Genomic DNA, 16,558 nt, shown 5'->3' with positions numbered 1-16,558 from the left:
ATCGTTGGGGCGATGCGATTCACGCGCCGCGCCCTCGGCGCTCTGCGATCGCATCCTCAGACCGCCTCGGCACCGGAGATGATCTCGATCAGCTCCTTGGTGATGTTGGCCTGTCGCGTGCGGTTGTAGTTCAGCGTCAGCTTGTTGATCATCTCGCCCGCGTTGCGCGTGGCGTTGTCCATCGCCGTCATGCGGCTGCCCTGCTCGCCGGCCGCGCTTTCCAGCAGGGCGCGGTAGACCTGGATGGCCAGGTTCTGCGGCAGCAGCTGCGCGAGGATCTCCTCCTCGGTCGGCTCGTACTCGTACAGGGCGCCGCCGGCGTCGCCCGACGCGGTGCCCTCGGGCATCGGCGCGGGGATCAGCCGCTGCTCCGTCGCCACCTGGGTGATGACGTTCTTGAAGCGGTTGTACACCAGCGCGCAGACGTCGAACTCGCCCGCCTCCAGCATCGCGGTGATGCGGGCGGCGACCTCGGCGGCGTCGGAGAACTCCAGCCGCTTCTTGCCGGCGAAGGAGATCTCGCCCACGAAGCGGGAGGCGAACTCCCGTTTCAGGTAGGCGGCGCCCTTGCGGCCCACCGTCAGCAGCTTCACCGTCTTGCCCTGGGCCTCCAGCTCCCGGATGCGGGCGCGCGCGAAGCGGCCCACATTGGTGTTGAAGGGCCCGGCCAGGCCGCGGTCGGCCGTGACCACCACCAGCAGGTGCACGGCGTCGCCGCCGCTGCCCACCAGCAGCCGCGGCGCATCCGGGCTGCCGGCGACCGAGGCGCCGAGCGAGGCCAGCATGCGCTCCATGCGCTCGGCATAGGGGCGCGCGGCCTCCGCCTGGCTCTGCGCGCGGCGCAGCTTGGCGGCGGCCACCATCTTCATCGCCTGCGTGATCTTCCGCGTGGACTTCACGCTGTTGATCCGCACGCGCAGGCTCTTCAGGCTGGGCATGGCGGGCTCGCGCTCAGGACGTCAGGCGAAGGACTTGGCGAAGGAGTCGAGGAAGGACACGAGCTTGGCCTCCGTCTCCTTCTTGATCTCGCGGTCGGCGCGGATGCTGTTCAGGATGTCCGGCGCGGCGGACTTCAGCTCGCCCAGCAGCCGGCTCTCGAACTCGCCCACCTTGTTCACCGGCAGCTTGTCCAGGTAGCCGCGGGTGCCGGCGAAGATCGCCACCACCTGCTCCTCCACCGGCACCGGCTTGAACTGCGGCTGCTTCAGCAGCTCCGTCAGGCGGGCGCCGCGGGCCAGCAGCGCCTGGGTGGAGGCGTCGAGGTCCGAGGAGAACTGCGCGAAGGCCGCCATCTCGCGGTACTGCGCCAGCTCCAGCTTGATCTTGCCGGCGACCTGCTTCATCGCCTTGATCTGCGCCGCCGAGCCCACGCGGGACACGGACAGGCCGACGTTCACCGCGGGACGGATGCCCTTGAAGAACAGCTCCGTCTCCAGGAAGATCTGGCCGTCGGTGATGGAGATCACGTTGGTCGGGATGTAGGCCGACACGTCGCCCGCCTGCGTCTCGATCACCGGCAGCGCCGTCAGGCTGCCGGCGCCGAAATCGTCGTTCATCTTGGCGGCCCGCTCCAGCAGGCGCGAGTGCAGGTAGAACACGTCGCCCGGATAGGCCTCGCGGCCCGGCGGGCGGCGCAGCAGCAGCGACATCTGGCGGTAGGCGACGGCCTGCTTGGACAGGTCGTCGTAGAAGATGACGGCGTGCATGCCGTTGTCGCGGAAGAACTCGCCCATGGCGCAGCCGGTGTAGGGCGCCAGGAACTGCATCGGCGCCGGGTCGGAGGCGGTGGCGGCGACGATGATGGAGTACTCGAGCGCGCCGCTCTCCTCCAGCTGCTTCACCAGCTGGGCCACCGTCGAGCGCTTCTGCCCGATGGCGACGTAGATGCAGTAGAGCTTCTTGCCCTCGTCGCCCTGGGCGTTGACGCCCTTCTGGTTGATGATGGTGTCCACGATCACGGCGGTCTTGCCGGTCTGGCGGTCACCGATCACCAGCTCGCGCTGGCCGCGGCCGATGGGGATCAGGGCGTCGATGGCCTTGATGCCGGTCTGCATGGGCTCATGCACGGACTTGCGGGGGATGATGCCCGGCGCCTTCAGCTCGGCGCGGCGGCGCGTCACGTCCACCAGCGGGCCCTTGCCGTCGATCGGGTTGCCCAGGCCGTCCACCACGCGGCCCAGCAGGCCCTTGCCGACCGGCACGTCCACGATGGCGCCGGTGCGCTGCACCGTGTCGCCTTCCTTCACGCCCTGGTCGTTGCCGAAGATCACGACGCCGACGTTGTCGGTCTCGAGGTTCAGCGCCATGCCCTTGATGCCGGCGGAGGGGAACTCCACCAGCTCGCCGGCCATCACGTTCTGCAGGCCGTAGACGCGGGCGATGCCGTCGCCCACGGTCAGCACCGTGCCGACCTCGGCCACGTTGGCCTCGCTGTCGAAGCTGGCGATCTGCTGCTTCAGGATCTCGGAAATCTCGGCGGGACGGATGTCCATGGTCAGGCGGCCCCCTTCATGGCGTACTGCAGGCGCTGCAGCTTCGACTTGATGCTGTTGTCGTAGAGGCGGGAGCCGATGCGCACGATCAGCCCGCCCAGGATGGAGCGGTCCACCGTCTCGTTCAGCTGGACGCCGGAGTAGCCGCTTTCCGTCAGCCGCGCGACGATCTGGGCGCGCTGCACGTCGGAGAGCGGGAAGGCGGAGGTGACGTGGGCCACCTGGGTGCCGCGCCGCTCGGCCAGCTTGGCGCCGAAGGCGGCGGCCACGGCCGGCAGCGAGGACAGGCGCCGGTTGTTCACCAGCACGCCCAGGAAGTTGCGCACCTGCGGGTGCACCCCGGCCTTGTCGGCCAGCGCCAGCAGGGCGGCCTGCTGGTCCTTGGCGGACAGGCGCGGGTCGTTGAGGAAGGCCGCGAAGGCGCCGCCCTCGGCCGCCATGCGGGCGAGCTGGTCCAGCCCGGCGGCGATGGCGTCCAGCGCCCCCGGGTCGGCGGCGCGCAGCTCGTCGGCGCGGGCCAGCAGGGCCAGCGCGTAGCGCGTGGCGACCGGCGTGTCTTGGGAAATGGTCTCGGCCACCTGGCGGTCCCGGTCCTGTTCCGTGGAGGTGCCCGGGCGGGAACCGCCGGGCGGGCGCGCTCTAACACACGGCTTGCGGGGCGGCAACCAAGCGGAAGGGTCCTATTTCCGGGAAGCCAGCCCATCCAGCAGCGCCCGGCCGGTGCGCAGCAGCTTGCCGGCCTCCGCGCCCAGGTCCAGCCGGCGGGCGCCGTCGCGCAGGCGCTGGCCGCGGGCGCGGCGGGCGGCGGGCTTCTCGCGCTCCAGCGCCGGCAGCAGCGCCTCGAAGCCCTGGGGCGCGCCGCCCGGCGGCAGGGCCAGGGGCAGCACCTCCGCCACGTCGAGCGCCTCGGCCACCGCGCGGCAGGCGGGGCCGCGCTCGGCCGGGGGCAGGGCGTCGGCGTGGGTCATCGCCACCAGGATGGGCGGCGGGGCGGCGCCGGCGGCGGCGCGCACCGCCTCCAGCACGGCGCGGTCGGGCTCGCGGTCCGGGCGCAGGGCGGGGGTCAGCAGCAGCACGGCGTCGGCCTTGGCCCAGTCGCCGCGGTCGAGCAGGACGAAGCCGCGCTCCCGCGCCGGGGCTTCCAGCAGGGCGGCCAGGGTGGTCACCCCCGCCCCCGGCCGGCCGAGGATGGCGAGGTGCAGCGGCCGCTCCTCCGGCGGGGGCGCGGCCAGGGCGGCCAGCTCGGCCTCGCTCATCCGCAGGCGGCCGGAATACAGGGCGATGGCGGCGTCGCCCGCCTCGCGCAGCAGGGCGCGGTGGGCCTGCTGCGCGGCGGCGTCGGACAGCAGGCCGGTGGCCGAGACGTCGGCGATGCGCGCCGCCTCGCGCAGCAGGGCGGAGGCCGGGTTGCGGGCGAAGCGCGACATCCGCCAGGCGGCGTCCGCCACCTCGTAGGCGCGGGTCAGGGTGCCGCCGTGCCGGGTCCAGAAGTCGCCGGCGGTGGCCAGGCGGTCCAGCGTGGCGCGGTCGGCCAGGGGGACGTCGCGGATGAAGCGGCGCAGGCGGTTGCTCAGGCGCTCCAGCAGCAGCAGCAGCTCGGGCGGCGTCACCTCCAGCACCGGGCGCCGGGCCGCGGGGTGGTAGTGGCGGGCCACGTCCTCCACCAGCGGGCGCAGGCTGCCCTCCACCGCGGCGCGGTCGCTGAGGTCCAGCGGGCCGGCGGCGGCGATGCGCGCCTCCACCAGGGCGCGGGCGGCCTTGTCCTCCGCCGTGTCCTCCTCGGGGTCGAAGCCGCGGCGGGCGGCCAGGGTGGCGGCCAGGCGGGCGGCGGCGCGGGCGCGCACGGCGCGGCGCAGCGGCCAGGCCAGCAGGGCCAGCAGCGCGGCGCCGACCGCCCATTCCAGCACGTGGCCGCTCTGCCACAGCCACACCGCGCCCAGCGCCAGCAGGGAAAGCCAGGGCAGGGCCAGCACCGCCACCAGCAGCGATTCGCGCCACCACTGGCGCAGCCAGGCGCTCATCGGGCCCAGGCCCCTTGCAGCGCCTCGGCGAAGGCGGCGCGCACCGTGCCGGCGGGCACGGCGGCGCCCAGGCGTCGGTGCGCCAGGAAGGCGATGGCGGCCTCGCCCATCGCCTTGGTCAAGGCGGCGGCGGCGGCGGCGTTCACCGCCCCGGCGGCCAGGGTGCCGCCGAAGGGCACCAGCTTCAGCAACTCGGTGGCGCCGTAGCGCAGGGCGAATCCGCCCAGGGCGCCGGCGCCGACCATGCCGGCGAACTCGGCGAAGTCGCGCCGGGTCCATTCCACGCCGAAGCGCGCGGCGAGCGAGCGCAGCATCAGCCCCTGCATGGCCACCAGCCCGCCGATGCCGGCGATGGGGATGGGCACCGCCCCGGTGCCGCCGGCCAGGGCGGCGTAGCCGTTGACGGTGCGCCGGGCGCGGGCGCGCAGCCGGTCCTGCCCCTCATCCGTGCCCAGGCCGCGCAGCCGGGCCGCGACCTCGCCGCCATGCTGCGCGATGGCCGCGCGCAGGGCCTCCAGCCGGTACAGGGCGGGCTGGTGGGTGCCCTGGGTGAAGTCCAGCGGCACGAAGCCGTCGGCCAGGCCGGCGAAGGCGGCGCGCTGGGCGGCCAGGGCGCGGCGCAGCGCCTCGGGGGCGGCGGCCTCGTCCCAGGGCTCGGCATGGGCGGCGCCGGGCGGGTAGAGGCGATGCAGCCCGGTCTGCGCCGCCAGCACCGGCCATTCGGGGTGGCGGCGCCGCACCTCGCGCAGCACGGACAGCAGGGCGGCCTGGTCGGGGTCGGCGGCCTGCATCACCGCCAGCACCAAGTGCGACTGCGATTCGGCGAAGGCGATGTCCTCCGCCGGGTCGTAGCGCGCCTCGCCCAGGCCGCGGGTGTCGAGGAAGCGCAGCAGGGGCGCGTCCTCCGGCACGTCGTACAGCCGGGCCGAGCGGGTACAGGGGGCGTAGCCGCGGCCGATCTCGGCGCGCGAATCGCCGGTCAGGGCGGCGATGATGGCGGTCTTGCCGGCGCCGGTCTTGCCCAGCAGCCAGATGACCGGGGCCTGGGCCGCCGGGGGCGGGCCGGGGCGGCGGGTGAACAGCGCGTCCTCCAGGGAGGACCACAGGGAAGCGAAGGGGCCGGGCATGCCCGGGGAAAGGTGCGGTCCCCCACCCCGGGTTGCAACCTCAGCGCCGCTCGGTGCGGCCGATGAAGCGCCCCTGGGCGTCGTAGTGGCGCACCGAATCGCCCGACGCCTCCGAGCGGCCGGTGAAGCGGCCCTGCGCGTCGTAGGAGCGCGCGGTGTCGCCGCGGAACTCCGTGCGGCCCTGGAATCGGCCCTGGGCGTCATAGGCGCGGGCGGAGTCGCCGCGGAACTCGGTGCGGCCCTGGAAGCGGCCCTGGGCGTCGTAGTCGCGCCGGTCGTCGCCGCGCGTCTCGCTGCGGCCCTGGAAGCGCCCCTGGGCGTCGTAGCGGCGGCCATCCTCCGCCCGTCCCTCCAGCCGGCCGGCGGAGTCGTAGTCCCGCCGGGTCTGCGCCGGGGCTTCGGGGATGGACAGCAGCAGGGCTGCGAGGAAGGCGGGCCACATGATGGGAAGCCTCCGCGCCCCGCATGGCTTCTTCATGGCAGGAGGCGGGCGATGGTGACCACGCGCTCCGCCCGGTCCTCCAGCTCCAGGCTGGTGGGGACGCGGTGGGTGGACAGCGGCGCCAGCCCCTCGCGCGGGAGGTAGGCGCGGCCGGGGTCGGCCAGGCGCACCTCGGCCCCCGCCGCCGCCATGGCGCGCAGCCAGGGCAGGATGTGCGCCGCCATCGGCGCGGCGTAGCAGACGTCGCCCGCCAGGATGAGGTCCCAGCGGTTCGGGCTGCCCACCAGGTCGCCTTCCGGCGTGCCCAGCGCCACGCCGTTCAGCGCGGCGTTCAGGCGGCAGGCGGCCAGGGCCATGGGGTCCACCTCGGCGCATTCCACCGCGGCGCCCCTCATCGCGGCGGCGATGCCGGCGAGGCCGCAGCCGGCGGCGAAGTCCAGCACGCGGCGGCCGGCCAGCGCCGGCCCGTCCAGCACGTCGCGCGCCAGGGCCTGGCTGCCGGGCCAGGCGAAGGCCCAGAAGGGCGGCTCGATGCCGTGGCGCGCCAGGAACTCCTCCGAGGCGCGCCAGATCGGGGTGATCTCCGTGGCCAGGTGCAGCGCCACCTCCGGCACCAGGGGGGCGCGGGCGATGGCGGTGTGGGCGGCGATGAACGCCTCCGCGCTCACAGCCGGCCCAGCAGCAGGGCCAGCGCCACCAGCAGCCCGACCTCCCGGTTCGCCTTGAACAGCGCCAGGCATTGCGCGGGGTCGTGGATGTCCAGCACCCTCGCCTGCCGCCACAGCAGGCCCGCGGGCACCGACAGCGCCAGGAAGAAGGCCCAGGACAGCCCGGCCGACCAGCCGGAGGCGGCCAGCAGCGCCAGGGCGGCGGCGTAGCAGCCCCGCAGGAAGGCCGGGGTGGCGGCGCCGAAGCGCCGCGCGGTGGAGCGGATGCCCACCAGCGCGTCGTCCTCGCGGTCCTGGTGGGCGTAGATGGTGTCGTAGCCCAGGATCCAGGCGATGGCGGCGGCGTAGAGCCACCAGGCCGGCGCCGGCAGCGCCCCGGTGGCGGCGGCGGCGCCCAGCAGCGCGCCCCAGCCGAAGGTCAGCCCCAGCACGAACTGGGGGAAGTCCGTCACCCGCTTGGCCAGCGGGTACAGCACCACCGGCACCAGCGACACCACGCCCACCGCGATGGCGAAGCCGCCGAGCTGCACCAGCACCCCCAGCCCCACCGCGCACAGCAGCGCCAGGAAGCCCAGCGCCTGGAGCGGGGTGACGGCGCCCGAGGCCAGGGGGCGGCCGCGCGTGCGCTCCACCCGCCGGTCCAGATCGCGGTCCCACAGGTCGTTCACCACGCAGCCGGCGCCGCGCATGGCGAAGGCGCCGGCCAGGAACAGCAGGGCCAGCCACAGCCCCTGCCCCGGCGTGGCGGCGAACAGCGTGATGGACCACAGCCCGGGCAGGTAGAGCAGCCAGGCGCCGATGGGCCGGTCGAAGCGCGCCAGCAGCGCGTAGGGGCGCCAGGGGGCGGGCAGCCGCGCCACCCACCCGGCCGCCCGGATGTCCGTGTAGCCTTGCATGGGCGCAGGAGGCACGGCATGGGGGCGCATGTCCATCCCGCGCCTGTTCCACGACGCGCCCCTGGCCGACGGCGCGGAGGTGGCGCTGACGCCGGCCCAGGCGCACCACCTGGGCACCGTGCTGCGCCGCGCCCCGGGGGCGGAGCTGCGCGCCTTCAACGGCCGCGACGGCGAGTTCGCCGCCGCGCTGACCGCGCTGCGCAAGGACCGCGGGGCGATGCGCCTGGGCCCGCGCCTGCGCGCCCCCGCCGCGCCGCCGCCGCTGCGCCTGCTGCTGGCCTGCCTGAAGCGCGAGGCGATGGACTGGGCGGTGGAGAAGGCGACCGAGCTGGGTGCCACCCGCATCAGCCCGGTGCTGACGCGGCGCTGCGTCGCCACCCACGCCAACCGGGAGCGCCTGCAGGCCATCGCCCGCGCCGCCGCCGAGCAGTGCGAGCGGCTGGAGGTGCCGGAGGTGGACGAATCGCGCCTGCTGCACGCCGTGCTGGACGGCTGGGAGGGCGGCACGCTGCTGGCGGCGGCGGAGCGGCGCGCGGCGCGGCCGCTGCACGCGCTGCTGCCCGCGCCCGCCCTGCTGGTGGGCCCCGAGGGGGGGTTCGACCCGGCCGAACTTGACGACCTCGCCCGGCGCCCCTTTGTTACGTCGGCATCGCTCGGCCCGCGCATCCTGCGCGCGGAGACGGCGGCGGTGGCGGGCCTGGGTGCGCTGTCCTTCGCGCTCCACGCGATTGAGGTGGAAGCGGATTGATGATGTGCCCCCTGGAAGCCCCGGCCCTGGCCGCGCACGGCGCGGCCCGCCGCCCATGAGCCCGCGCGACCGGCGCGCCGTCGGCGCGGCGCCAGCCAGGGCCGCGGATGCGGCCGCCCGGCGCCTGAGGGCGCAGCACATGCCGCGGGCCTTCCCGCGGGACGCGGGAAGGCCCGCATGAGCAACCCCGGCCAGGCCGACCCCACGCCCTTCACCGGGGCGGGGCAGCTCGCGGCGTGGTTCGCCGCTGGCGCCAAGCCGCGCGCGCAGTGGCGCATGGGCACCGAGCACGAGAAGATCGGCTTCCGCCGCGACGGGCTGGCCCCGCCCGGCTACGCCGACGGCATCGGCCCGATGCTGGAGGGGCTGCGCGCCCTGGGCTGGAGCCCCATCCGGGACGGGGAGAACGTCATCGGCCTGACGCGCGGCGAGGCCTCCGTCTCGCTGGAGCCGGGCGGGCAGTTCGAGCTGTCGGGCGCGCCGCTGGCCGACGTGCACGCGGTGAAGGAGGAACTGGCCGACCACCTGCGCGAGGTGCACGCGGTGGCGCAGCCGCTGGGGCTGGGCTTCGCCGGCATGGGCTTCCACCCCACCGCCACCCGCGACGCCATGCCCTGGATGCCCAAGAGCCGCTACGCCATCATGCGCCGGCACATGCCACGCGTGGGCTCCCGGGGCCTGGACATGATGCTGCGCACCGCCACCGTGCAGGTGAACCTGGACTTCGCCGACGAGGCGGACATGCGCGAGAAGCTGCGCATCGGCCTGGCGCTGCAGCCGCTGGCGACCGCGCTCTGGGCGTCCTCGCCCTTCGAGGACGGCGCGCCCTCGGGCTTCCTGTCCGGGCGCGGGCGCGCCTGGCTGGACACGGACAACGCCCGCGCCGGCATCCCCGCCTGCGTGTTCGAGGACGGCTTCGGCTTCGAGCGCTTCGCCGACTACGTGCTGGACGTGCCGATGTACTTCGCCGCGCGCGAGGGCCGGCTGCTGGACCTGGCGGGCGCCAGCTTCCGCGACCTGATGCGCGGCGCCATCCCCGGCCTGCACGCCACCATGGGCGACGTGACGGACCACGTCACCACCGTGTTCACCGACGTGCGGCTGAAGAAGTTCCTGGAGATGCGCGGCAGCGACGCGGGCTCCGTCGCCATGCTGCTGGCGCAGCCGGCCTTCTGGGCCGGGCTGCTGTACGACGACGCGGCGCAGAAGGCGGCGCTGGCGCTGGTGCGCCCCTGGGACGTCGAGGCCATCCGCGCCCTGCGCGCCGAGGTGCCGCGGGTGGCGCTGGCCGCCACCATCGCCGGGCGGCCGCTGCGCGACGTGGCGCGCGACGCGCTGGCCATCAGCGAGGCCGGGCTGAAGGCGCGCGGCCTGGGCGAGGAAGCCTACCTGGCCCCGCTGCACGAGATCGTGGCCAGCGGCATGACCCAGGCCGAGCGGATGCTGCAGCTGTTCCACGGCCCCTGGCGCGGCGATGCCGGCCGGGCGCTGCGCTTCACGGAAGTGTAGTGATGCGCTGGGCCGGGCCCAGCGCCCCGCCCCAGCAGCCGTCGCCGCGGTGCGAGGCGCCGCGCACCGCGCCGCCCGTCACCTCGAAGGTGACCTCGCAGCGGGTGCGGACCACCTGCTCCACCGGCCAGCGGCGGAAGCCGTAGCCGCCCCAGCCGGGGCCGAAGCCGGTGGGCACCAGGTCGTCGCGCTGGGTGGCGTAGGTGACGAAGCGGCGGCCCTGCACCTCCGCCTGGCGGTCGGGCACGCCCAGGCGGGCCACCAGCTCGGCCTCGGGCATGCCGACGAAGCCGCCCAGGCGCTCCGACAAGGTGGGCATCGGCGCGCAGGCGGCGAGGAGCAGGACGGATAGCAGGAGGGGGCGCATGGCCCCCTTCCAACGCGCCGTCACGACAGGCGGATGCCCAGCGACTGGATCAGGCGCCGCTCCTCCTCCATCGTGCGCCGCACGGAGGCGGCGTAGGCGGCGGGGTCCATGTGGTCGGGCACCATGTCGAAGCGGTCCAGCACCGCGACGTGGGTGGGGTCGAACAGCGCCTCGCGGAAGGCGTCGTGCAGCACGCGCACCACGCCGGGGTCCATGCCGCGCGGCCCGGCCAGGCCGTAGGGGCTGATGGAGACGATGTTGATGCCCTGCTCCTTCAGGGTGGGCACGTTGGGGAAGCGCTTGGCGCGCTCGTTGCCCCAGGTGGCCAGCACGCGCACCCGGCCTTCCTCGGCCATCGGGCTCCAGCCGGAGGAATCGGCCAGCACGTGGGTCTGCCCGCCCAGCAGGCTCTGCGCGTTCTCGGCGAAGCCGCGGAAGGGCACGTGGGTCCACTCGATGCGCTGGTCCTGCGCGATCTGCTCCATGGTCAGGTGCAGGGAGGTGCCGACGCCGGGCGTGCCGTAGTTCACCGCGCCGGGGTTGCGGCGGGCGTGCTCCACCAGATCGGCCATGCTGCGCCAGGGGGCGTCGGGGCGGACCACCGTGCCGAACAGGTAGCCGGTGACGTGGATGACGTAGGTGAAGTCCGCCAGCGGGTCGAACAGCGGGCGGGAGTTCATCAGCGGCTGGCGGAACACGCTGATGGGGATCTGCGACAGGGTGTAGCCGTCGGGCTGCGCCGTCAGCAGGGATTGCGCGCCCAGCACGCCGCCGGCGCCGGAGCGGTTCTCCACCACCACCGGCTGGCCGAGGCGGCGGGAGGCCTGGTCGCACAGGGCACGCATCTGCACGTCCGTCGTGCCGCCGGGCGCCCAGGGCACCAGCATGCGGATGGGGCGCGCGGGGAAGGCCTGGGCCAGGGCGGGGGCGGCGAGGCCGGCCAGCGGCAGGGCCAGGGCGGCGCGGCGGGGGATGGCGGTCATGGGGGTTCCTCCGGTTCGTTGCCGTTGCAGGTATCCCCGCCGCCCGCCCGCGGCAAGGCTTCGGCCGCGCGCCCGCGGCGGGGCTTCGGCCGCGCGCCCGCGGCGAGGCTTCGGCCGCCCGCGGCAAGGCTTCGCCCGCCGGCGGCGAGGCTTGCGGGGCGGCGGGGCGCCGGCCATCTGCGGCGCGGACCAACCCACGCCCGGAAGCTTCCGCCATGCGCCGCCGCGCCCTGCCCGCCCTGTTCCTTTCCGCGCCGGCCGTGGCGCAAGGCTTCGCCTTCCTGCCGCCGGAGGCGGCGCTGGCGCTGCTGCGGCCGGGCGGGCTGAACCTCTACCTGCGCCACGCCATCACCGACCGTTCGCAGGTGGACACCGGGCGGCGGGGCGACCGCGCCGGGCAGCGCAACCTTTCCGCCGAAGGCATCGCGCAGGCGCGCGCGCTGGGCGAGGCGTTCCGCCGCCACGCCATCCCGGTGGCCGAGGTGCTGAGCAGCGAGGTGTTCCGCGCCCGCGACACCGCCGAACTGGCCTTCGGCGCGGAGCGCGTGCGGGTGGAGCGCGACCTGATCGCCGACGACTACACCCCCGGCGACGCCGCGGCGGACGCCCGCGCGGTGTCCCGCCGGCTGGCGCAGCCGGTGGCCGGTGGCCACCGCGTGATGGTCGGCCACATCGTGCCGCTGGGGATGGTGCTGGGCCGGCCGCTGGCCCAGGCGGAGTTCCCCGAAGGCAGCTTCGGGGTGTTCCGCCCGCTCGGCGCCCGCTGGGAATTCGCGGGCTTCGTGCGGGCGGAGGCGCTGGTCACAGGATGAAGTCGCCCGCCGACAGGCTGGTGCCGCCGTGGAACACCACCAGGGTGAACTCGGCCACGTCGTCGGCGTCCACGTAGCCGTTCACCCAGTCGAAGGTCGCGCCCGCGAAGCTGACCAGGCGCATGGGGCCGGAGGCGGCGTCCCAGTTGAAGGCGGCCGGGCCCATCCCCCACAGCGAGAGGTCGATGACGTCGCCCTCGGCGCTGCGGAAATCGGCAATCCAGTCCTGGGTGTAGACGGTGTTGGGGTGGAAGCGGAAGGTGTCCGCGCCGCTGCCGCCATAGGCGCCGTCGTCGCCGTCGCCGCCATCCAGGTGCCGGACACGGTGACGTATTCGGGTTCGAGGTCGAGCGAGGGAAGCGCGGTGTTGGCGGTGCCGAAGCCGTTGGCGATCTTCACCCCCTCGGCGCGCAGCTCCGCCACGCGGGCGTCGAAGGCGCCGAAGCCGTGGAAGGTGGAGGTCCAGGTGGCGACGTCCAGCACCGCCAGCCCGCCCGGCGCGTCGGTGGCGTAGCCGGCGGTGGGCTCGGCCTCCACCGCCACCAGGGCGCGGGTGCCGTCCGGGGTGAAGGTGATCATGTCCGGCACCACGCCCACGGTGGCGGCGGCGCGGAAGCTGGCGCCGGTGCCGGCGGCATCCAGCGTGAACACGGCGGCGATGCCCGGCTGGCCGGCGGCCGGGCCGTCGAAGGTCATCGCCAGGTTGTCGCCCGAGACGGCGACGGAATTGCCCGTGCCCAGGCCGGTCACGCCGGCGGGCAGGGTGATGGCGGACTTGGCGATGGTGAAGCGCAGCGCGCCGGTGGCGGCGTCCAGCGCGTCCACCCCGCCCTGGCCCATCACGAACAGCAGGCCGCGCGCCGCGTCATGCGCCACCACCTCGCTGTTGCCGGCGGCGCCGCCATTGGTCAGGTGGTTGGCGGTGAAGGTGGTGGTGCCGGTCAGCATGGCGCGCATTCCCGATGTGGAGGCCGGGGACGCGGTTAATGCGCGCTCATCTTCACGTCTTGGTAAGGCTGCGGACAGTTCGATGAAGCTTCGATGACGGCAACACCCGGGCGGGCTGCGGCGTTGGCGAGGCATGCATCACATCCGCCTCGGGCAGGGTCCGTCCCTGCTGCTGCTGCACGGCCTCGGCTCCTCCCATCGCGGCTGGGGGCCGCTGCTGCCGCTGCTGGCGCCGCACTTCACCCTGGTGGTGCCCGATTTGCCGGGCTTCGGGCAGACGCCGCTGCCGCCGGCGCCGCTGTCGGTGCCGGTGCTGGCCGACGCGGTGGAGGGCTTCATGGACGCGCAGGGGCTGCGCGGGGCGGCGGTGGCCGGCTTCTCCATGGGCGGGCAGCTGGCGCTGGAGCTGGTGCGGCGCGGCGCCGCCGGCCCGGCCGCCGCCCTGGCCCCCGGCGGCTTCTGGATGGGGTGGGAGCGCGGCTGGATCGCCGGCAACATCACCGCCGGGCTGTCCCTGGTGCGGGCGGCCAAGCCGGCCCTGCCCGCCATCGCAGCCCTGCCGGCCACGCGCGCCCTGCTGTTCGCGCAGTTCTGCGCCCGGCCCTGGGCGGTGGAGGCCAGCCTGGCGCATGACGAGGCCAAGGGCGAGGCCGAGGCGCCGGGCACCGACCCGATGCTGGCGCAGATGATGACCGCGCCGATGCAGCCCGGGCTGGAGCCGGACGAGGCGCCGCGCGCCCCCGTGCTGCTGCTGTGGGGCACGGAGGACCGGGTGACCCTGCCCGCCCAGGCGCCGCGCGCCCAGGCGGCCTTCCCGGGCTCCCGCCTGGAATGGGTGCCGCGCGCCGGCCACTACATCCACTGGGACCAGCCGGCCGAGGTGGCGCGGCTGGTGCGCCGCCATTGCGGGGCGCGGCAGGCCCTGCCCGCCCCGGCCTGAGCCCTCAGCCCAGGGCGCGCCAGCCGATGTCGCGGCGGCAGAAGCCGTCCGGCCAGTCCAGCGCGTCCACCGCGGCGTAGGCGACGTCGCGCGCCGCGCGCAGGGTGGGGGCGCGGGCGCCGATGCCCAGCACGCGCCCGCCGGCGGCCAGCACGGCGCCGTCCTCGCCCGCCCGGGTGCCGGCGTGGAACACCTGCACGCCGGGCACCGCCGCCGCCGCCGCCAGCCCGCCGATGCGGGTGCCGGCGCGCGGCGGGCCCGGGTAGCCCGCGGCGGCCATCACCACCAGCAGGGAGGGCTCGGCGGACCAGTCCAGGCTGATGCCCGACAGGTCGCCGCGCGCCGCCGCCAGCAGGGCGGGCAGCAGGTCGCTTTCCAGCCGCAGCATGAGGGCCTGGCATTCCGGGTCGCCGAAGCGGACGTTGAATTCCAGCAGCTTCGGGCCCTCCGCCGTCAGCATCAGCCCGGCGAACAGCACGCCGCGGAAGGGGGCGCCGCGCCGTTCCAGCTCGGCCAGCACCGGCTGGATGCAGGTTTGCATCACCTGCGCCTCCAGCGCCGGGGTGAAGGCCGGGGCGGGGGAGTAGGCGCCCATGCCGCCGGTGTTGGGGCCGGTGTCGCCCTCGCCCACGCGCTTGTGGTCCTGCGCGGCGGCCAGGGCGATGGCGCGCGCGCCGTCGCACAGGGCGAAGAAGGAGACCTCCTCGCCGTCCAGGAACTCCTCCACCACCACGCGGCGGCCGGCCTCGCCATGGGCGCCGCGCTCCATCATCTCCGTGATGGCGTCCTCGGCCTCGGCCACCGTGGTGGCGACGACGACGCCCTTGCCGGCGGCCAGGCCGTCCGCCTTCACCACGATGGGCGCGCCCTGGGCGCGGATGTGGGCGCGGGCGGCCGCCGCGTCGTCGAAGGTGGCGTGGCGGGCGGTGGGCGCGCCGGCGGCGTTGGCCACCTGCTTGAAGAAGTCCTTGGAGCCTTCCAGGCGCGCCGCCGCCGCCACCGGGCCGAAGCAGGGGATGCCGGCGGCTTCGCAGGCATCGGCCAGGCCCAGGGTCAGCGGCGCCTCCGGCCCCGCCACCACCAGGCCCACGCCGTTGTCGCGGGCGAAGGCGACCAGGGCGGGGATGGCGGTGGCCGCCAGGGGCACGCATTCCGCCACGGCGGCGATGCCCGGGTTGCCCGGCGCGCACCACAGCTTCGCCAGCAGCGGCGATTGCGCCAGCTTCCAGCACAGCGCGTGTTCCCGCCCGCCCGAGCCGACCACCAGCACCTTCATGCTTTCACCCTCCGCAACCGCGCCTGGGCGGGCTAGAAGCACGGAATGGACGGTGCCGGAAGCAACATCCCCGAATATGGCGTGGGCGAGCTGGGGGGCGCGATCAAGCGCACCCTGGAAGGCGCCTTCGGCCGCATCCGCGTGCGCGGCGAGATGACGGAGGTGAAGGTCTGGGGCGGCTCCGGCCACGTCTACCTGTCGCTGAAGGACGAGCGCGGCAAGGTGGAGGCGGTGGTGTGGAAGAACGCCGTCGCCAAGCTGGGCCTGAAGCCGGAGAACGGGGTGGAGGTGATCGCCACCGGGCGCATCACCACCTACGCCGACCGCTCGAAATACCAGCTGGTGATCGAGCGCCTGGAATACGCCGGCGAGGGCGCGCTGCTGAAGCGCATCGAGCTGCTGAAGCAGCGCCTGGGCGAGGAAGGGCTGTTCGACCCCGCCCGCAAGCGCCCGCTGCCGGTGCTGCCGGCGGTGATCGGCGTGGTCACCAGCGAGTCCGGCGCGGTGATCCAGGACATCCGCACCACCCTGGCGCGGCGCTTCCCCCGGCGGCTCATCCTGTGGCCGGTGCAGGTGCAGGGCGCGGCGGCGGCCGAGCAGGTGGCGGCGGCCATCCGCGGCTTCTCCGCCCTCGCGCCCGGCGGCGCGGTGCCGCGGCCCGACGTGCTGATCGTCGCGCGCGGCGGCGGTAGCCTGGAGGACCTGATGGCCTTCAACGAGGAGGCGGTGGTGCGCGCGGCGGCGGAATGCACCATCCCCCTCATCTCGGCGGTGGGGCACGAGACGGACACCACGCTGATCGACTTCGCCGCCGACCGGCGCGCCCCCACCCCCACCGCGGCGGCCGAGATGGCCATCCCGGCGCGGGCCGACCTGCTGGCCGGCGTGGCGCAGCTGGCGCGCCGGCTGGACGGGCGGATGGAGGCGCGGATGGACGCGGTGCGCGGCCGCCTGGCCCTGGCCGCCGCCGCCCTGCCCGACCTGCCCTCCATGGTGGAGGCGGCGCGCCAGCGGCTGGACGACCGCGCGGCGCGGCTGGACGCCGCCCTGCCCGCCTTCCTGGACGGGCGCCGCCTGCGCCTGGCCCGCGCCGCCGGGGCGCTGCGCCACCCGCGCGAGGTGCTGGCGGCCAAGCGCGGCGCGCTGGGCGAGGTGGCGGCGCGGCTGGCCCCGGCGGCGGCCGGCCTCGCCATGGGCGCCGCGCTCCATCCTCTCCGTGATGGCGTCCTCGGCCTCGGCCACCGTGGTGGCGACGACGACGCCCTTGCCGGCGGCCAGGCCGTCCGCCTTCACCACGATGGGCGCGCCCTGGGCGCGGATGTGGGCGCG

Annotated in this window: 17 protein-coding genes and 2 pseudogenes; 5 read left to right on the top strand and 14 right to left on the bottom strand. The window is 75.3% G+C overall.

Annotation, left to right across the window (positions count from 1 at the left end; translation table 11 throughout):
• Positions 1 to 56: 56 nt before the first annotated feature.
• The 8 genes from ACI6QG_RS13290 to ubiA form a co-directional block, all read right to left on the bottom strand.
• Positions 57 to 938, bottom strand: coding sequence for a F0F1 ATP synthase subunit gamma (locus ACI6QG_RS13290; RefSeq protein ID WP_407025054.1), 882 nt, complete (start codon positions 936 to 938; stop codon positions 57 to 59).
• Between the two features lie 21 nt (positions 939 to 959).
• Positions 960 to 2,492 (bottom strand): F0F1 ATP synthase subunit alpha, encoded by a 1,533-nt coding sequence (gene atpA, locus ACI6QG_RS13285; protein WP_407025053.1) that lies wholly within the window; start codon positions 2,490 to 2,492, stop codon positions 960 to 962.
• A gap of 2 nt (positions 2,493 to 2,494) precedes the next feature.
• The gene (gene atpH, locus ACI6QG_RS13280; protein WP_407025052.1) at positions 2,495 to 3,070 is read right to left on the bottom strand and encodes an ATP synthase F1 subunit delta; all 576 of its coding nucleotides are present in this window, start codon (positions 3,068 to 3,070) and stop codon (positions 2,495 to 2,497) included.
• Positions 3,071 to 3,172: 102 nt separating this feature from the next.
• Complete coding sequence (locus ACI6QG_RS13275; protein WP_407025051.1) at positions 3,173 to 4,513, bottom strand: hypothetical protein; 1,341 nt, start codon at positions 4,511 to 4,513, stop codon at positions 3,173 to 3,175.
• Positions 4,510 to 5,640: a GTPase family protein gene (locus ACI6QG_RS13270; RefSeq protein ID WP_407025050.1), complete on the bottom strand. Its 1,131-nt coding sequence runs from the start codon at positions 5,638 to 5,640 to the stop codon at positions 4,510 to 4,512. Before ACI6QG_RS13270 ends, ACI6QG_RS13275 begins: the two co-directional genes overlap by 4 nt.
• A gap of 40 nt (positions 5,641 to 5,680) precedes the next feature.
• Positions 5,681 to 6,082, bottom strand: coding sequence for a type IV secretion protein Rhs (locus tag ACI6QG_RS13265; RefSeq protein ID WP_407025049.1), 402 nt, complete (start codon positions 6,080 to 6,082; stop codon positions 5,681 to 5,683).
• Positions 6,083 to 6,114: 32 nt separating this feature from the next.
• Complete coding sequence (locus tag ACI6QG_RS13260) at positions 6,115 to 6,750, bottom strand: class I SAM-dependent methyltransferase (RefSeq protein ID WP_407025048.1); 636 nt, start codon at positions 6,748 to 6,750, stop codon at positions 6,115 to 6,117.
• Positions 6,747 to 7,646 (bottom strand): 4-hydroxybenzoate octaprenyltransferase, encoded by a 900-nt coding sequence (gene ubiA / locus ACI6QG_RS13255; protein ID WP_407025047.1) that lies wholly within the window; start codon positions 7,644 to 7,646, stop codon positions 6,747 to 6,749. The genes ACI6QG_RS13260 and ubiA overlap by 4 nt, the downstream gene beginning before the upstream one ends.
• Positions 7,647 to 7,674: 28 nt before the next feature.
• Here ubiA and ACI6QG_RS13250 point away from each other — a divergent pair, with 28 nt between their 5' ends.
• Complete coding sequence (locus tag ACI6QG_RS13250) at positions 7,675 to 8,394, top strand: 16S rRNA (uracil(1498)-N(3))-methyltransferase (protein ID WP_407025046.1); 720 nt, start codon at positions 7,675 to 7,677, stop codon at positions 8,392 to 8,394.
• 177 nt (positions 8,395 to 8,571) lie between these two features.
• Entirely contained in the window at positions 8,572 to 9,903 is a 1,332-nt protein-coding gene (locus ACI6QG_RS13245; RefSeq protein WP_407025045.1) for a glutamate--cysteine ligase, read from the top strand.
• Here ACI6QG_RS13245 and ACI6QG_RS13240 read toward each other — a convergent pair.
• Positions 9,890 to 10,270: a hypothetical protein gene (locus ACI6QG_RS13240; protein ID WP_407025044.1), complete on the bottom strand. Its 381-nt coding sequence runs from the start codon at positions 10,268 to 10,270 to the stop codon at positions 9,890 to 9,892. The genes ACI6QG_RS13245 and ACI6QG_RS13240 overlap by 14 nt on opposite strands.
• Positions 10,271 to 10,290: 20 nt before the next feature.
• Positions 10,291 to 11,253 (bottom strand): tripartite tricarboxylate transporter substrate binding protein, encoded by a 963-nt coding sequence (locus ACI6QG_RS13235; RefSeq protein WP_407025043.1) that lies wholly within the window; start codon positions 11,251 to 11,253, stop codon positions 10,291 to 10,293.
• Between the two features lie 215 nt (positions 11,254 to 11,468).
• On the opposite strand from ACI6QG_RS13235, the gene ACI6QG_RS13230 reads away from it, so the two are divergent.
• Positions 11,469 to 12,065, top strand: coding sequence for a histidine phosphatase family protein (locus tag ACI6QG_RS13230; RefSeq protein ID WP_407025042.1), 597 nt, complete (start codon positions 11,469 to 11,471; stop codon positions 12,063 to 12,065).
• Here the strand turns inward: ACI6QG_RS13230 and ACI6QG_RS13225 are convergent.
• Both ACI6QG_RS13225 and ACI6QG_RS13220 read right to left on the bottom strand, forming a co-directional pair.
• The gene (locus tag ACI6QG_RS13225; protein WP_407025041.1) at positions 12,055 to 12,189 is read right to left on the bottom strand and encodes a hypothetical protein; all 135 of its coding nucleotides are present in this window, start codon (positions 12,187 to 12,189) and stop codon (positions 12,055 to 12,057) included. The genes ACI6QG_RS13230 and ACI6QG_RS13225 overlap by 11 nt on opposite strands.
• The gene (locus ACI6QG_RS13220) at positions 12,147 to 13,013 is read right to left on the bottom strand and encodes a choice-of-anchor I domain-containing protein (RefSeq protein ID WP_407025040.1); all 867 of its coding nucleotides are present in this window, start codon (positions 13,011 to 13,013) and stop codon (positions 12,147 to 12,149) included. Before ACI6QG_RS13220 ends, ACI6QG_RS13225 begins: the two co-directional genes overlap by 43 nt.
• 133 nt (positions 13,014 to 13,146) lie before the next feature.
• Here ACI6QG_RS13220 and ACI6QG_RS13215 point away from each other — a divergent pair, with 133 nt between their 5' ends.
• Complete coding sequence (locus ACI6QG_RS13215) at positions 13,147 to 13,953, top strand: alpha/beta fold hydrolase (RefSeq protein WP_407025039.1); 807 nt, start codon at positions 13,147 to 13,149, stop codon at positions 13,951 to 13,953.
• Positions 13,954 to 13,957: 4 nt separating this feature from the next.
• Here ACI6QG_RS13215 and purD read toward each other — a convergent pair whose 3' ends face one another.
• Positions 13,958 to 15,229: a phosphoribosylamine--glycine ligase gene (gene purD / locus ACI6QG_RS13210; protein ID WP_407025134.1), complete on the bottom strand. Its 1,272-nt coding sequence runs from the start codon at positions 15,227 to 15,229 to the stop codon at positions 13,958 to 13,960.
• Between the two features lie 45 nt (positions 15,230 to 15,274).
• Between purD and xseA the strand changes: the two are divergent.
• Positions 15,275 to 16,414 (top strand): annotated as a pseudogene (gene xseA / locus ACI6QG_RS13205) (exodeoxyribonuclease VII large subunit); the annotation flags it as partial.
• Here the strand turns inward: xseA and ACI6QG_RS13200 are convergent.
• Positions 16,406 to 16,558: pseudogene (locus ACI6QG_RS13200) on the bottom strand (phosphoribosylamine--glycine ligase); the annotation flags it as partial. The pseudogenes xseA and ACI6QG_RS13200 sit on opposite strands and share 9 nt — an antisense overlap.

Origin of the sequence: Sabulicella flocculans (assembly GCF_045449635.1) — a bacterium.
Taxonomy (GTDB): Bacteria; Pseudomonadota; Alphaproteobacteria; order Acetobacterales; family Acetobacteraceae; genus Roseococcus.
This window is presented reverse-complemented; position numbering and strand designations above follow the sequence as displayed.

Excerpts from the sequence above, each read along its gene's own strand:
- ACI6QG_RS13290 (WP_407025054.1), bottom strand. The coding sequence starts at position 938 with ATGCCCAGCCTGAAGAGCCTGCGCGTGCGGATCAACAGCGTGAAGTCC.
- atpA (WP_407025053.1), bottom strand. The coding sequence starts at position 2,492 with ATGGACATCCGTCCCGCCGAGATTTCCGAGATCCTGAAGCAGCAGATC.
- ACI6QG_RS13275 (WP_407025051.1), bottom strand. The coding sequence starts at position 4,513 with ATGAGCGCCTGGCTGCGCCAGTGGTGGCGCGAATCGCTGCTGGTGGCG.
- ACI6QG_RS13270 (WP_407025050.1), bottom strand. The coding sequence starts at position 5,640 with ATGCCCGGCCCCTTCGCTTCCCTGTGGTCCTCCCTGGAGGACGCGCTG.
- ACI6QG_RS13265 (WP_407025049.1), bottom strand. The coding sequence starts at position 6,082 with ATGTGGCCCGCCTTCCTCGCAGCCCTGCTGCTGTCCATCCCCGAAGCC.
- ubiA (WP_407025047.1), bottom strand. The coding sequence starts at position 7,646 with ATGCAAGGCTACACGGACATCCGGGCGGCCGGGTGGGTGGCGCGGCTG.
- ACI6QG_RS13250 (WP_407025046.1), top strand. The coding sequence starts at position 7,675 with ATGTCCATCCCGCGCCTGTTCCACGACGCGCCCCTGGCCGACGGCGCG.
- ACI6QG_RS13245 (WP_407025045.1), top strand. The coding sequence starts at position 8,572 with ATGAGCAACCCCGGCCAGGCCGACCCCACGCCCTTCACCGGGGCGGGG.
- ACI6QG_RS13240 (WP_407025044.1), bottom strand. The coding sequence starts at position 10,270 with ATGCGCCCCCTCCTGCTATCCGTCCTGCTCCTCGCCGCCTGCGCGCCG.
- ACI6QG_RS13235 (WP_407025043.1), bottom strand. The coding sequence starts at position 11,253 with ATGACCGCCATCCCCCGCCGCGCCGCCCTGGCCCTGCCGCTGGCCGGC.
- ACI6QG_RS13230 (WP_407025042.1), top strand. The coding sequence starts at position 11,469 with ATGCGCCGCCGCGCCCTGCCCGCCCTGTTCCTTTCCGCGCCGGCCGTG.
- ACI6QG_RS13225 (WP_407025041.1), bottom strand. The coding sequence starts at position 12,189 with ATGCGCCTGGTCAGCTTCGCGGGCGCGACCTTCGACTGGGTGAACGGC.
- ACI6QG_RS13220 (WP_407025040.1), bottom strand. The coding sequence starts at position 13,013 with ATGCTGACCGGCACCACCACCTTCACCGCCAACCACCTGACCAATGGC.
- ACI6QG_RS13215 (WP_407025039.1), top strand. The coding sequence starts at position 13,147 with ATGCATCACATCCGCCTCGGGCAGGGTCCGTCCCTGCTGCTGCTGCAC.
- purD (WP_407025134.1), bottom strand. The coding sequence starts at position 15,229 with ATGAAGGTGCTGGTGGTCGGCTCGGGCGGGCGGGAACACGCGCTGTGC.